Source organism: Yeguia hominis, from assembly GCF_014384705.1.
Taxonomy (GTDB): Bacteria; Bacillota; Clostridia; order Oscillospirales; family Acutalibacteraceae; genus Yeguia; species Yeguia hominis.
On the sequence record NZ_JACRSN010000015.1, the window covers coordinates 61,683 to 77,245 of the forward strand.

At 47.7% G+C, this 15,563-nt stretch carries 11 protein-coding genes and 2 pseudogenes; all 13 read left to right on the top strand.

What is annotated here, in order from left to right:
• Nucleotides 1-9 precede the first annotated feature (9 nt).
• Entirely contained in the window at nt 10-261 is a 252-nt protein-coding gene (locus tag IAG03_RS10125; protein ID WP_016565302.1) for a hypothetical protein, read from the top strand.
• On the top strand, nt 236-688 hold the full coding sequence (locus tag IAG03_RS10130) for a hypothetical protein (RefSeq protein ID WP_249319926.1): 453 nt from the start codon (nt 236-238) through the stop codon (nt 686-688). Before IAG03_RS10125 ends, IAG03_RS10130 begins: the two co-directional genes overlap by 26 nt.
• Before the next feature lie 136 nt (nt 689-824).
• Complete coding sequence (locus IAG03_RS10135) at nt 825-1,763, top strand: hypothetical protein (protein ID WP_249319927.1); 939 nt, start codon at nt 825-827, stop codon at nt 1,761-1,763.
• A 14-nt stretch (nt 1,764-1,777) separates the two neighbouring features.
• Nucleotides 1,778-8,398: a MutS N-terminal domain-containing protein gene (locus IAG03_RS10155; protein WP_430472455.1), complete on the top strand. Its 6,621-nt coding sequence runs from the start codon at nt 1,778-1,780 to the stop codon at nt 8,396-8,398.
• 48 nt (nt 8,399-8,446) lie between these two features.
• A complete protein-coding gene (locus tag IAG03_RS10160) occupies nt 8,447-10,567 on the top strand; it encodes a recombinase family protein (RefSeq protein ID WP_117816168.1) in 2,121 nt (706 codons plus the stop codon).
• Nucleotides 10,492-10,863, top strand: coding sequence for a TnpV protein (locus IAG03_RS10165; protein ID WP_023923488.1), 372 nt, complete (start codon nt 10,492-10,494; stop codon nt 10,861-10,863). The genes IAG03_RS10160 and IAG03_RS10165 overlap by 76 nt, the downstream gene beginning before the upstream one ends.
• Nucleotides 10,864-11,042: 179 nt before the next feature.
• Nucleotides 11,043-11,567 carry a hypothetical protein gene (locus tag IAG03_RS10170; RefSeq protein ID WP_117816167.1) on the top strand — a complete coding sequence of 175 codons (525 nt, stop codon included), beginning with the start codon at nt 11,043-11,045 and terminating at the stop codon, nt 11,565-11,567.
• Nucleotides 11,568-11,816: 249 nt separating this feature from the next.
• Complete coding sequence (locus IAG03_RS10175; RefSeq protein ID WP_221710494.1) at nt 11,817-11,996, top strand: hypothetical protein; 180 nt, start codon at nt 11,817-11,819, stop codon at nt 11,994-11,996.
• Nucleotides 11,989-13,005, top strand: coding sequence for an AAA family ATPase (locus IAG03_RS10180; RefSeq protein WP_221710495.1), 1,017 nt, complete (start codon nt 11,989-11,991; stop codon nt 13,003-13,005). The genes IAG03_RS10175 and IAG03_RS10180 overlap by 8 nt, the downstream gene beginning before the upstream one ends.
• A gap of 180 nt (nt 13,006-13,185) precedes the next feature.
• Nucleotides 13,186-14,451 (top strand): plasmid recombination protein, encoded by a 1,266-nt coding sequence (locus IAG03_RS10185; protein ID WP_249319930.1) that lies wholly within the window; start codon nt 13,186-13,188, stop codon nt 14,449-14,451.
• Nucleotides 14,452-14,570: 119 nt separating this feature from the next.
• The gene (locus IAG03_RS10190; RefSeq protein ID WP_249319931.1) at nt 14,571-14,759 is read left to right on the top strand and encodes a transposon-encoded TnpW family protein; all 189 of its coding nucleotides are present in this window, start codon (nt 14,571-14,573) and stop codon (nt 14,757-14,759) included.
• 1 nt (nt 14,760) lies between these two features.
• Nucleotides 14,761-15,522 (top strand): annotated as a pseudogene (locus IAG03_RS10195) (DNA methylase); the annotation flags it as partial.
• Nucleotides 15,503-15,563: pseudogene (locus IAG03_RS10200) on the top strand (TnpV protein); the annotation flags it as partial. The pseudogenes IAG03_RS10195 and IAG03_RS10200, both read left to right, overlap by 20 nt.

A 15,563-nucleotide genomic window follows, 5' to 3' on the forward strand; every position in this document is an offset into this window, starting at 1 on the left:
CAGATTTCTATGGCAACAAAGAAAACCGCAGCCGAACAGGGCTTGCAGCAGAAAATGAAGGTGCTGGCAAAGCTCTTTGACGCAGGCTGCAAAACCGAAAAGGATTTGAAGGCGCTGACCTTGCCGACGATCCTGAAAATCCCCGATGTGACCGTGCCGGATATGACGGTCATCACCGAGCTTCAGGAGCAGGTCGCAAAGAACCGCCTTTTCTCTTACTTGGGAGGTGGAACAGATGAGCCAAGCGACACGACCGAATGACCGCCACATCATTTGGAGCAACCGGAGCCTTGATGTGGACGACTGGCGAGAGGACTACAAGGAGTTTCTTGAAGCTAATGAACTGGACGACGATCCGAATGATGAGCAGGCACTCTATGAGTGGATGGAGGAAACCAATTACGACTACCTCTCCGATGAGCGAGTCAACCTGAATGTTCAGCTTTCCCAGCCAATCATTGTCATTGGCGACATAGGCAGATGGAACGGCAGAGTGATGGGCTACAAGGACATCCCCTCCGGCAACATCCGAGATTGTCTGTATGCCGACACCGACTATACCGAATGGTATGTAGATAAGATAAGTACGGCGATCTTCGTGCCGATGCCGCCCACCACGACGGCACAAATCACTATCTCTACCGAGTGTTTAAGGAAGGCGTTTCCGAGACACAGATGGAAAACCTGAGAGATAAAATCTATCACGGCAAAGCCACACGAGCCGATATTACCCGGCTGACCCGGCGACTTGGGGATGAGATCGCCGCCGTTTACGGCTTTGACATCCCGAAACAACGAACACCGCAAGAAAGGGGCGCAAGATAATGACAGATTTTACACTGCGACCGCTGACCGTCCCCGAACGCAAGTACACCTACACTCAAAGCTCGCAGCTTCAAGGGCAGACAGGCAATATCGGTTATCTGCGTGGGGACTTCGGCTCAAGCGGCGATCAGTTTTATACCACTTGGTTTGATACCCGACCGCAATGGAAAAGCGATGAGTTCAAGCGGGACTTGGACGATGTAATCAACGCCCTGCGCTCCGAGGAGTACGGACTGCTTCAAAGCCGTTCTCAGATGGTGCGTTATGGGCGTGAGAACAAGGAAAGCGAAATGCAGGGTGCTTATACCACTGAGTTCGGCTTCCGAGCAGATACCGAGAAATATGCGTTCGTGCTTCGCTGTAATCCAACGAGGGGCGACTATAACTTCTACTGCCTCTGCTATGTAAAGGAATGGCTGGACAAGCACATCGAAGAAGCCAACCGGGACATTCGCTTTATTGACAGCCACTATAAAGAGTTGTTCCGTATCCCGGACGGAGAGCGCATCATTGTGACCGACCGTGACGGTAAGACGGAAAGCTATCCCTGCCGCTATATTGACAACTATCACACAGAGGTTGGGCGCAATCTCTTTCACATTTGCGAGTTTGCCGAGCGTATGGAGCAAGGCGGCTGTACCTACGCTCCAATGGAGCCGCCCTTGCCTCCGATGTGCTATTCCATACTCCCGTCAACCGGCGAGGTCATTCAAATCGCCCGCTGGCAAAAGGGCTACACCGCTACAAGTTTTAACGACGGGAACCGTGCGGAGAACGAAGCAATCAAAGACAAGTTCAATGAAAAGCTGGGTGTCAGCAAGGCGCAGGAGCAGGCAATGCTCGCCGGTTCTATGATCCGGTGGGACTCCATTGCCGCCAAACCCAAGAGCTATGATGAGAACGGAAAACCCATCAAGCCCAAAGACTATGAACGATAAGGAGGTGTCCGCCGATGGCACGAAAATATGACTTCATCTCGGAGCTGTATAACCGAACCTGTAAAACGGTCGTTGCAAGCCCCGCAAGCTGGGAAGCGTTTCTCCGCTCTGCCTGCTACAACTACCGTCTGCGCTTTGACGAGCAGCTTTTGGTTCACGCACAGCGACCGGATGCCACCGCCGTTCTTCAGATCGACGACTGGAATAAAAAATTCGGGCGTTGGGTCAACCGTGGAGCGCACGGCATTGCCGTCTTTGAGGATGCCGACCAACGCCGCCAGCGGCTTGTCCACTACTTCGATATTTCCGACACGCATCCCAGCCGCTTTTCCCGCAGAGTTCCCATTTGGCAAATGCGGGACGAATACACGGCAGAAGTGATCGACACGCTGGAAAGCACCTTCGGAGAGTTGAACGACAAGGAAACCCTTGCCGTTGCCATCGAGTCGGCGGCAAGAAATGCCGTAGAGGACAACATCCCCGACTATCTTACCGACCTTCTTTACAGCGTGAAAGACAGCTTCTTAGACGGCGTATCCGAAGAAGAAATCACCCACATTTTCAAAACGGCGGTGCGAAATAGCGTCGCCTATATGACGATGACCCGCCTGGGCATTGAAGCCGGAGAATACTTTGAACCCGATGATCTTCGGGATGTGGTGAATTTTACGACGCCTGCCACGCTGAACGCCCTCGGCTATGCCACCAGCGATATTGCGGAGATGGGACTTGCGGAGATTTCCCGTACCATTCTTGCCCTCGACCGTCAAAATCGCATAATTGCAGAGAAAACCAAAGCCGATTACAATGTAGGCAAAGAAAAAACCGAAAGGAGTCCTGACGATGAACGAGATCACTTACACGATGCAGGGGGATTATCTGCTCCCCGATCTGACAATGCCGGAGCAGCCGGAGCTGTCGATGGGCAGGTACGCCCGGATGCGGAAGAAGTTCCTGAAGGAGCATCACAAGGTACGCTACTACAACCTGCTGACGAGCTGCGCCCTGAACGAGCATCTGAACGACACGGAGCGCAGAGCGAACGAGCTGGAACAGAAGCTGACGGAGCAGATGGCAGCGTCAGAGGGCGTGACGGAGAATCTGAAAGCGACGGATATGATGAGCTGGGTTCGGAAGATGAACAGTATCCGGAGCCGGGTTCAGGAGATCGTGATGGCGGAGGTAATCTTCGCTTAGACTATTACGACCGAAGTCACGAGGATAAAAGCCTGCCTTTCTTTGGCGGCGACGACACCGTTCGTGAGATCCTCGGCACCACGCCGCACCTGAAAGCAAGCAAAGGCGAGATACGGGCATTCTTTGAAGCTACCGCTGATGAGAACGCCCGTATTTCTTATATCAAGCGCATTTTCAACAACGACTATACCGAGGTCATTCTGAGCGATGGGCGGCGTGTGGGCTACAAGACCTATCAGAATGTGTTGCAGCTTTGGGAGGGCAGCTATCTCTCCCGCACGGCTCAGAGCTTCTATGATTGGGGCGTGATTGCCCAGCACTTTGAAGCGATGCGGCTGCTTGGGGAGTTGCAGGACACGATGAAGCCGTTGCCGTCCATTAATGGGCAGATGAGCTTAATGATGGAAGGAGCAGAGGAACAAAAAACCTCTGCTTTTACTTTTTCTCAGGAGATCATCGACGCTGTTCTCACCCGTGGCAGCGGCATCTCTGAGGGGAAAATGCGAATCTATGAGCAGTTCCAAAAGAGCCTGTCTGCAAAGGAAAACGCAGATTTTTTGAAAAATGAATACGGCTGGGGCGGCGTTTATCCCGCTATCACCGGCGCAGGAATTGACGAACAGCACGACGGCAAGGGCATCCGTATTTCTAAAGGCATCGGAAGCGATAAACCTCATATCGACCTGAAATGGAGTCAGGTGGAGAAGCGCATTGCCGAGCTGATAAAACTCGACCGTTACTTGAACCCCAAGGAAAAGGCACAGTACCCTGAGTGGCTGCAAAGGCAGGAAGAACGCCGTGCAGAGCTTGCCGAGGAACGAAGGAACAGAGAAATCTTGTCTACTGCACATTCAGAAAAGGCAGAGGCAAAAAATGAGCAATATGAGTACCATCTCGGCAGCACCGTCTATCTCGGCGCAAACGAATATGAAATCCTGTCCTTTGATGACGAGCGTGTGATGCTCTATGATACGCAGTTTCCGCTTTTCAACAAGGAAATGACGAGAGCTGAGTTCGACAGCAAGGTGCAGGAGAACCCGCTGAATGACCATTTGAAGGTAGTAGAAAAATATCGCGAAGAAAAGGCGGTTGAGTTCGACATCGGGATGGGCTATCTCGGCAACGGACTGACCGTTTGGAACCGTGCCGTGGAGGTCAATGGAGACTATCAGAACATTGCCCACATCTCCCCCGAAGGAGAGATCACCTTCTATGTGCAGGACTTGCCGCAGAGCGTTGTGGAGCGTATCAGACAGGCGGCAGAAAGAGAAAAGCCAAAGGATGCTGCTTTGCCAGAGTTCTATCAGGCGTATCTTAAAACCAAAGCAGACAATCCGAGTAGCCTTTTGCTCTATCAGGTGGGCGACTTCTTTGAAGCCTATGCTGATGACGCAGAGGTCGTCGGGACTGCTCTTGAGCTGACACAGACTACTCGTGCCAGTGGTCATAACACCCGTGTCCCTATGGTGGGATTTCCGCAGCACCGCTTGGAAACCTACCTTACAATGCTGACCGACAGAGGGTACGATGTAGAGGTCAACGCTTTGGAGGACGGTAAACGCATTACCCGCACCGTGGTTTCCACCACGAAGGAAGCGCCCATCGAGTCCAAACCTATCGGCAGGATCGACTATCTCGGCACGGACGGCAAGGTCGGTGAAAGCATCGAGTACACCAGTCCTTATCAGTTCGAGAAGGACATCAAGGAGGAAAACTACTACGGTGTACCGATGAGTATTGTTCTGTATAAGGACAAGGACGGCAACACCATTCCGCACGGTTTTATCACCCAGCTTGACCCACCGCCCAAGGGCTTTGAGATCATCGGCAGCCCGTATTTGCCGGAAAACCCTCTGGACAAGGCGAAGCATCTCATTGATGATTTTTGCCGTGAGGAGTATCAGCGTGAGGTCGGTGCGGATTATTCCGACCCTTCCAATGTTGAGATCGCCTATACCACCACAGAGGATGACAAGCACGAAATACAGGCAAGGGTCAATCTTGTGGATTTCCGCATTGAAACTCTTGCAGACGGCAAGGTCGTCCGCAGTGTGCAGTATTCGTCCATTGAAGAACTGACCGAAAAAGGACTGCAAGCATTGTCCTTTGACGACCTTGTTTATCTCTCCGAGGAAGAACTTGCACAGGTGGAAGCACCTCTTACCCCTGTTTGGGAGCATCCGAAGAAAAGCCGGGTGCAGACCTTTGATATTCACCCCGAAATCCCGATGGCAGACCGCCACACCTTTGACCTTGCTTCTCACGAGGTCGAGGAGGTCAACAAGAAAGAACGCTTCCACCGCAACTATGCGGCAATTATAACGCTGAGAAAGTGCCAGGAGGAAAACCGCTTTGCCACGCCCGACGAGCAGATCATCCTTTCCAAGTATGTGGGCTGGGGCGGTATTCCCGAAGCCTTTGACGAACGGGCAGACTCTTGGCGAACCGAATACGGTATGCTTAAAAACATCCTGTCACCGGAGGAATACGCTTCCGCAAGAGAAAGCACTCTGACCGCTTTCTACACGCCGCCAACGGTTATCAATGCCGTGTATAAGGTGATGAAACAGCTTGGCTTCCGTGAGGGCAACATCTTGGAACCGTCCTGCGGCATCGGGCATTTTATCGGTATGCTTCCCGAAGAAATGAAGGAAAGCAAGATTTACGGTGTAGAACTGGACACAATTTCTGCCGACATCGCACAGCAGTTATATCAAAAGACCTCTATCGCCGCACAGGGCTTTGAGGAAACCAACCTCCCCGACAGCTTCTTTGATGCCGTTGTGGGGAATGTCCCCTTCGGGGATTTCAAGGTTCCTGACAAGCGTTACGACAAGCACAAGTTTCTCGTCCACGACTACTTCTTCGCCAAATCCTTGGACAAGCTCCGTCCGGGCGGCGTAATGGCGCTCATCACCAGCAAGGGAACGATGGATAAGGAAAACTCCGCTGTCCGAAAGTATATTGCTCAGCGAGCCGACCTGCTTGGTGCTATCCGTTTGCCGAACAACACCTTTAAGGGTAACGCCGGAACGGAGGTCGTTTCGGACATTCTTATTCTGCAAAAGCGTGACCGCATTGTGGATATAGAGCCGGATTGGGTACAGCTCGGCACGGATGAAAACGGTATCCTGATGAACAGGTACTTTGTTGAGCATCCCGAAATGATACTCGGAGAGATGAAAATGGTATCGGGGCGTTTCGGTCCCGAAGCCACCTGCGTCCCTTACGAGGGGGCAGACCTTGCCGAGCAACTCGGCGAAGCCGTCTCCAATATTCACGGTGAGCTGACCGCATATGAGGTGGAGGATGAGCTTGCAGAGGAGGACAATTCCATTCCCGCAGATCCCACCGTTCGCAACTTCTCCTATACGGTGCTGGACGATAAAATCTACTTCCGAGAAAACAGCCGTATGGCTCCGGTGGAGGTATCCGCTACCGCAGAGAACCGCATAAAGGGTATGATCTGCATCCGTGATTCGGTTAGAAAGCTGATTGAATTGCAGACGGAGGATTACCCCGACTCGGAAATTAAAGCGGAGCAGGAGCGATTAAATGCTCTTTATGATGCCTTTTCCAAGCAGTACGGACTTATCAACAGCCGTGCCAACATCTCCGCCTTTTCACAGGACAGCTCCTTTTCTCTGCTCTCGGCTCTTGAGGTCTTGGGCGATGAGGGGCAGCTCGAACGCAAGGCGGATATTTTCTACAAGCGAACCATCAAGCCACACACCCCGGTCACTTCCGTAGATACCGCCAGCGAAGCACTTGCCGTTTCTATGGGTGAAAAAGCTCGTGTGGATATGGATTATATGTGCGAGCTGACCGGCAAGACCGAGGAAGAAATCTTTGCGGACTTAAAGGGCGTTATCTTTCTGAACCCGATGCACGGGTACGGCAATTCCACGCAGGCAAAGTACCTGATGGCAGACGAATACCTCTCCGGCAATGTCCGGGAAAAGCTGGTACTCGCCCGAAAGTCGGCGGAGCTTTATCCCGAAGATTACACCGTCAATGTGGAAGCACTGGAACGGGTGCAGCCCAAAGACCTGACCGCCAGCGAGATTGCCGTTCGGCTTGGTGCTACTTGGCTGCCGACCGAAATTGTCGAACAGTTTATGTTTGAGTTCTTGGGAACACCGAGGTACGCACAGTGGAACATCAAGGTTCATTTCTCTGCCTACACCGGCGAGTGGAATATTGAGGGCAAGTCCTATGACCGCAGCAATGTGAAGGCATACAGTACCTACGGTACGGGGCGCATCAACGCCTACAAAATCATTGAGGAAACACTGAACCTTAAAGATGTCCGCATCTTCGACTATGTAGAGGACGCAGACGGCAAAAAGAAAGCCATTCTGAACAAGAAGGAAACGGCAATCGCACAGGCAAAGCAGGAGCTGATCAAGCAGGGCTTTCAGGATTGGGTCTGGTCTGACCCTGAGCGCAGAGAACGGCTCTGCCGCCTTTACAACGATAAATTCAACAGCCTGCGTCCCCGTGAGTACGATGGAAGCCACATCGTTTTCAGCGGTATGAACCCGGAAATCGAGCTTCGGGAACACCAAAGAAATGCGGTGGCGCACATCCTATACGGCGGGAATACGCTGCTTGCACACGCCGTGGGCGCAGGGAAAACCTTCGAGATGGTTTCGGCGGCGATGGAGTCCAAACGGCTTGGATTGTGCAGTAAATCCCTGTTTGTCGTACCCAACCACCTCACTGAGCAGTGGGCATCGGAGTTCTTACAGCTCTATCCCTCAGCCAACATTTTGGTGGCAACGAAGAAAGACTTTGAAACCAAGAACCGCAAAAAGTTCTGCGGCAGAATTGCCACCGGCGATTACGATGCCATCATTATCGGGCATTCGCAGTTCGAGAAAATACCGATGTCCATTGAACGGCAGCGGGCAATCCTCGAACAGCAGCTTGATGAAGTTACGGAGGGCATTACGGAACTGAAAAAGAACCGTGGAGATAACTTCTCCGTAAAACAACTGGAACGCACAAAGAAATCTGTCAAGCAGAAGCTCGACAAGCTCAACGACCAGTCTAAAAAGGACGATACAGTGACCTTTGAGGAGTTGGGTGTTGATAGACTCTTTATCGATGAAAGTCACTACTACAAGAACCTGTTTCTCTTTACAAAAATGAGGAATGTAGGCGGCATTGCTCAAACCGAAGCAATGAAGTCCAGTGACCTTTTTATGAAATGCAGGTATTTGGACGAACTGACCGGAGGGCGTGGGACAGTGTTTGCGACAGGAACGCCGATCTCCAATTCGATGGTCGAGCTTTACACCATACAGCGGTACTTGCAGTACAATACCCTTGTTCAGAACAACTTGCAGCACTTCGATGCCTGGGCTTCCACTTTCGGAGAAACCATTACGGCAGTAGAACTTACACCCGAGGGCTATACTTTAATAGGACGATAAAATTAGCTGTCCTAAATTGAAAAATACATATGAAAGGAGGTTAAGAGAATGTCAAGGACTTCAAAAATTACAGCACTTTATGAGAGATTATCAAGAGATGATGACCTGAATGGCGAGAGTAATTCCATTACCAATCAGAAAAAATACCTCGAAGATTATGCCCGTAGGAATGGCTTTGAGAATATCCGCCATTTTACTGACGATGGTTTTTCGGGTGTAAATTTCAATCGCCCCGGCTTTCAAGCGTTGATTAAGGAAATTGAAACAGGCAATGTCGGAACATTGATTGTTAAGGATATGAGCCGATTAGGACGAAACTATCTGCAAGTCGGCTTTTATACGGAAATTTTGTTTCCGCAGAAAGATGTCCGTTTCCTTGCAATCAACAACAGCATTGACAGCAACAACGCTTCGGATAATGATTTTGCTCCGTTTTTGAATATTATGAACGAATTTTATGCCAAAGACACGAGCAATAAAATCAAGGCTGTATTTGATGCCCGAATGAAAGACGGAAAGCGTTGTAGCGGTTCAATCCCTTATGGATATAACCGATTGCCGAGCGATAAGCAGACGCTTGTTGTTGACCCTGTGGCTTCTGAGGTGGTAAAGCGTATCTTTCTGCTTGCCAATGAGGGCAAAAGTCCACGAGCCATAGCGGAAATACTGACCGAAGAAAAGGTTTTAATTCCTGCCGCATATGCAAAGGAATATCACCCAGAACAGTACAACGGGATTAAGTTTGCAGACCCTTATATTTGGGGCATATCTGCCATTAGAACGATTTTAAGCAGACAGGAATATCTTGGGCATACTGTTTTGAGAAAGTCGGTCAGCACCAATTTCAAACTGCATAAGAGAAAGACTACCGATGAAGATGAGCAGTATGTGTTTTATAACACCCACGAGCCTATCATATCGCAGGAACTTTGGGACAGCGTTCAGAAGCGAAAGAAACGAGCGAACAGAGCTGCGGCAAGAGGAACGCACAGCAACCGATTGAGCGGTTATCTATATTGTGCCGACTGTGGCAGGAGAATGACTTTGCAAACGCATTACAGCAAAAAAGACGGTTCTGTTCAGTATTCTTACCGTTGCGGCGGGTATGCAAGCAGGGTTAATTTCTGTACTTCCCATACGATTAGTGCTGATAATGTTGAAGCCTTGATATTATCGGCAGTTAAACGCTTTTCAAAATTCGTTCTGAATGACGAAAAAGCCTTTGCTTTGGAACTGCAATCCCTTTGGAAAGACAAGCAGGAGGAAAAGCCGAAGCACAATCAATCGGAGTTGAAACGCTGTCAGAAACGCTATGACGAACTCTCTACGCTCATTCGTGGCTTGTATGAAAATCTTATATCGGGATTGCTACCCGAAAGACAATACAAGCAACTGATGAAACAGTATGACGATGAACAGGCTGAATTGGAAGCGAAAATGGAAACGATGAAAAAGGAACTTTCCGAAGAAAAAGACAGCACTATGGATATTCAGCATTTTGTTTCGCTGATACGCAAGTATAAAAATCCTACGGAAGTTTCCGATTTGATGTTTACCGAACTCATTGACAAGATTGTGGTGTATGAATCCGAGGGTGTAGGTAAAGCAAGAACGCAAAAGGTTGACATTTATTTCAATTATGTCGGACAGGTCGATATTGCCTACACCGAGGAAGAACTTGCCGAGATAAAAGAGCAGGAAGAACAGGAAGAAAAGAAGCGATTGGAGAAACAGCGTCAGCGTGAAAAAGCCTATCGAGAGAAGCGAAAGGCGAAAAAACTTGCTGAAAACGGTGGCGAAATCGTCAAAACAAAGGTATGTCCCCATTGTCAGACAGAGTTTACCCCTACAAGCAACCGACAGGTTTTCTGCTCAAAGAAGTGTTGCTATCAAGCAAGGCAGGATAAAACGAAAGCCGACAGAGAAGCGGAAAAAGGCGATCACTATTATCGTCAGCGTGTATGTGCTGTGTGTGGCAGTGCCTACTGGCCTACACACAGTCAGCAGAAATTCTGCTCCGAGGAATGTAAAAAGATAAATCACAATAAGAAAACCTTGGAGTTTTACCACAAGAAGCAAAAGGAGAAAACTTTATGCAAAGATTTATTACAGACGAAAGAACAGGTATCAGATACGAACTCATCGGAGATTACTACTATCCCTGCTTGACAGTAGAGGAAAGTCCCACGCTTTCAAAATATGGGCGGTTACGAGAACGATATTTGAGAGAACATAAGCGGCTTATGTATTACACTCTGCTGACAAGCGGAAAGTTATATGAACACCTTGCTGAAATCGATACTTCGGCTCGTGATATGGCGGAATATCTGATAAAGGAAATGGCAAGAAAGCAAGGTGTAACAGAAGAACTGAAAGCAAGGGATATGCTCCGCTGGGTTGGAAAGATGAATAACATTCGAGCCTGTGCAGACGAGATTGTATTGAATGACATTGTGTATTCCTAACGGAGTACCAACCGAAAGAAAACTGCTGTCAGTCGATGGCAGTTTTTCTTTTTCGGCAAGTATTCAAGAAGTCATTAAGTCGTGAGTATAGTCGAAGTGGTAGAAAAATTCGTAAAGATGTGGTATAATGCTTTTGCTTATGAGCGACAAATGAGAATTTGGCAAGGAGTTTTGATAGCATGAAAAAGAGATTTCTTAAAATTGTGATAGGGATTGTTTTAGTTTGCATTTTATTCGTTGGATTTCTTTATGCAAACAATAACATCGGTATGACTTCGACCAATTTGGAAACGGATATTCGTTCATCGCAGAAGATTAAAGATGATTGGACGCTTGATGGAAGCGTTTCTAACACGATGGCTGCTTATATTTCTTATTCTCAAGACATGAGCGACCACACTTTTTCCGTCTATGTCAATCGTCCAGGACTTTCCTTCGGATATTTTTTCCGTGGAGGTGGAACTCTTTCGGGGATTCAAAAAGGAATTGTGGAGTTTACTGTAGAGGGATATAATGAACGAGCATTTATTTCTATGAATCAACAGCAGGTGCAACAACTTGAAATAGATGATGGCAACACAATTCAAGTGGTTGATATTGACAGCAATAAACCTTTTGCGATTGTCTTGCCTATAAATGCGGGTAATATTACTTTTTATGATGTAAATAGAAATACTGTGGAATATTGGAATAATCCTCTTTGACAAATTCCAGTTTATCAGTATCAAAAATAGAATATGAACAACAAAAAACATCGTAGCAATACGGTGTTTTTTGTTACCCAAAACCCACAATTCAATACATAACCACAGGTTAGTGCAAATATCTTATGTGATTTTTTGAAAGGCTTAGAAAGGGATATTTACCCCGTTTTTCGCCCCGAAAAATGACACAAACAAAGCTTAATGTATCTTTCCTGTGGTTTTTATTTTCAGACAGAAAGGTGGATTGATATGCCAAGAATGAGCAAAAAACGGAAAAAAGAATGGGCATTGTTTCTGAATGACAGAAACCGCATTACCTACAACGAGCTTTACAGAAAATGCAGGAATGACTGTAAGCAGAGTTTCCGCTGTATTGTGGTGCTTTGCCCGAAATATTTATCGAAAAGGAGAACAAAGAAAAATGATTGAAAATGAAATGACTGTCAGCGTGCCTCTTGAAGTTGTCAAGGCGAGTGAAATCGAGCCGAAAGAAGTGAAATGGCTATGGTATCCATATATTCCGGTTGGCAAGGTTACGCTGTTGCAGGGCGATCCCGGCGATGGAAAAAGCAAGCTAATGCTTTCCATTGCCGCCCTGCTCTCAAAGGGCGAACCTCTGCCCTTTACCGAAACGGAAGAAAACGAGCCTATGACTATCATCTATCAGACAACGGAAGATGACGCCGATGATACGGTAGTCCCTCGCTTCAATTCGGCTGGTGGGAACGGAGAAAACCTCATCTTCATCAAGGAAGATGAAAAATCTTTGTCCTTTGGGGATAACCGTATTCGTGAAGCGATTGAGATGTACCACGCAAAACTTTTAATTCTTGACCCGATGAGTTCCTATATCGGAGAAAGTTGTTCGATGAACAATGCCAACGAAACAAGAGCCGAGTTTAATCATCTGATAGCGGTTGCGAAAGATACAGGCTGTGCGATTGTGATTATCGCTCATATGAACAAGATGAGGGATACCAATCCTCTGTACCGTACCAACGGTTCGATTGACATTGCGGGTGCTGCAAGAAGTATTCTTGCAATCACACGCACACCGAACAAGGAAGTACCTACGGAAAGATATTTGGTGCAGGTAAAATCCAACCTTGCCCCAACAGGCTCTGCCATTCTGTTTGAGGTGTCGGAGAAAGGTGTGGACTTCATTTCCGAAATGGAAATGACAGCGGCAGAAGCGTTCCAGTCCCTTGTACCGAAAATCGGCAGACCAAATGATAAGGAAGTCAAGGCGAAAGCATTTCTGATGGAAATGCTGAAAGACGGAGAAATGCTTTCTTCGGATTGTGAAGAAAAACTTGAAGCCGCAGGGTTCAGAAAATCGACCATCAAAAAGGCAAAGAAGAACGCAGGAGTTATCTCCCGAAAGAAAGGTTTTCTGTGGTACTGGTCTTTACCGATGGGCGATATACCGAGAGAATAAATGCAGGCTGTCTGCTGATAGGACAGTCTGTTTTTATGATTGAGGTATCAAAGGAGGTCAAGGGGGAACACCCTTGCCCACGACATCTTTGCAGACGAAGTCTGAAAGTGTCATAGTGGGTTACACACATTCAAAGAATGTTGTGTAATGGCTTCGCCCTGCCGAGAAAGGAGAGCAAAAATGGCGAAAAACAACAAGGCGGATATGAGTTGTGCAAGGGTTAAAAAGTACACCGCTTCTGATGTGAGCAAGGCAGAAAGGCACAACGAACGCAAGAATGAAACCTATGAAAATATGAATGTGATTGAGGAACGCATACCCTATAATGTGCATTTCAAAAAGCCTTTTGCCCCGACCTATATGGAACAATTAAAGCAGATGGAAACTGACGGTATGGTGTCGCTTCGAGGGCTGAGGAAAGACGCATCGCTGTTCAATGAGATTGTGATTGATGTGAACACAATGTACTTCGAGCGTAACGGCGGCTACGAATATGCAAAGCAGTTTTACGAAGAAGCATTCCATTTTATCGAGGAAAAATTCGGTGCTGATAATGTCATATCGGCTGTTATGCACGCTGATGAAATCAATGTAGCAGCAACCGAGGAACTTGGAAAAGAGGTTTACCACTATCATCTTCACGCTATGGTTTTGCCTGTGGTGGAGAAAGAAATCCTATGGAGCAAGCGTTGCAAAGATGAAAAACTGCGAGGAACGGTTAAGGAAGTTGTTCATCAAATCAGCCATTCAAAGAAATGGAAATCGGATATTCCGCTGACCGACGAAAAAGGCAATCCGCTTCTCAGAAAGAACGGAAAACCGATGTTCCGAGCTTCATACAGTATTCTGCAAGATGAATTGTTTAACCATATGACGGAGCAAGGCTTCAAAGGCTTTCAGCGTGGCGAATACGGAAGTACAGCGGAACATCTTACTTCCCTACAATATCAAATCAAGCAGGACAAGGAACGATTAGAGAAGTTGCAGAAGCGTATTCAGCGTGAACAGATAAAGTATGAGCCTGCCCGTAATGTTTCCAAAACCTATAACGAGATTGACCGTATGGGGCAGAAAACAATCACGGGTAAAATGGCAATCTCCAAAGAGGATTATTCTGAGCTTACTGCCCTTGCTAAAGAGGGCATTACCAGTCGTGCGGAAATCAGCGAATTAGAACAGAGTGCAAACTATTACCGACAGAAATATTTTGACAGTGCAAACGCACTTGAAAGAATGAAAACCAAATACGACGAACTGAAAGAAAAGTGCAGACCTTTTCTTCAAGCGTTGGAGCATTTCCCCGAAGTTGCTAAACTTTTTACCGAGAAAGTGAAGCAACTTTTTTCTTTTAAGGAAGCGCAGGAACGAGCCGAAAAAGAAGCAAGGGAAAAAGAACGACAGGAGCGTATCAAGGCTCGAAGAAACAAGCGTGGTATGGAAAGATAACCTTTTCCATTATACTCACGACTTAATGACTTGTTGATATATTGAAAATCTGCGGTTGATGGGTGTTCTAATGTGAATACCCATCAATCAAAATTTTATGAAAGAGAGGAACGGACTATATGAAAGAACAGAAACATTCTTATTCACAACGCATTGGAAAGACAACATTCATCGTAAATGTAAAGCAGTCTGAAAATGCCAAAAAGCCTTTGAATACGGTGTTTCAAGACATCTGCAAGCACGAGGTTTTGGGCGATTTCTTTACGGACAAATCGTTTAATTTAGAAAATCCACAAAAAGTATCTTGACAAACTCGACCCCGAAGGAACGGGATACCGAGCTAAAACACGCTTTGCCCGCTTCTACAATTTACCGGAGCTGATGGCGATGTTTAAGGAAATCGCAGACATCAAAACAGCGGATATGCTTGACCTGCCAGTGCCGAAAGCGGTCTTTCACAATATCTCGGTGAAGCCCTCTGAAATCCAAAAGCAGATGGTAGCCGAGCTTGCGGAGAGAGCCGAAAGGGTACGAAACGGTATGGTTGATGCCAAGGAAGATAATATGCTCAAGATCACCAACGACGGCAGAAAGCTGGCTCTTGATCAGCGGCTTATCAATCCGTTGCTCCCTGATTTTGAGGACAGCAAGCTCAACGCCTGCGTGGACGCTATGTTTGAAACTTGGGAGCGTGGCAGTGAGAAGCGGTTGACCCAGCTATTTTTCTGCGACCTGTCTACGCCGAAAAACGACGGCTCCTTCAATGTCTATGACGACATTCGACAGAAGCTGATTGCCCGTGGCGTACCCGCCGATGAGATAAAGTTCATCCACGAAGCGGATACCGAAGCAAAGAAGCTGGAGCTGTTCAAGAAGGTACGCCGAGGGGATGTCCGCATCCTGATGGGCAGTACGCAGAAGATGGGAGCCGGTACGAATGTCCAGAACAAACTTGCCGCATCCTCCGATCTCGACTGCCCGTGGCGACCGAGCGATGTAGGACGGATTTTGCGGACATTCAAAATAAAAAAGAATGTGGAGGTAACAGACAATGGCAAAATCATTATTTGAGGAACTGGGCGGCAAATACGAAAGGCAAGGGGATTATTTGA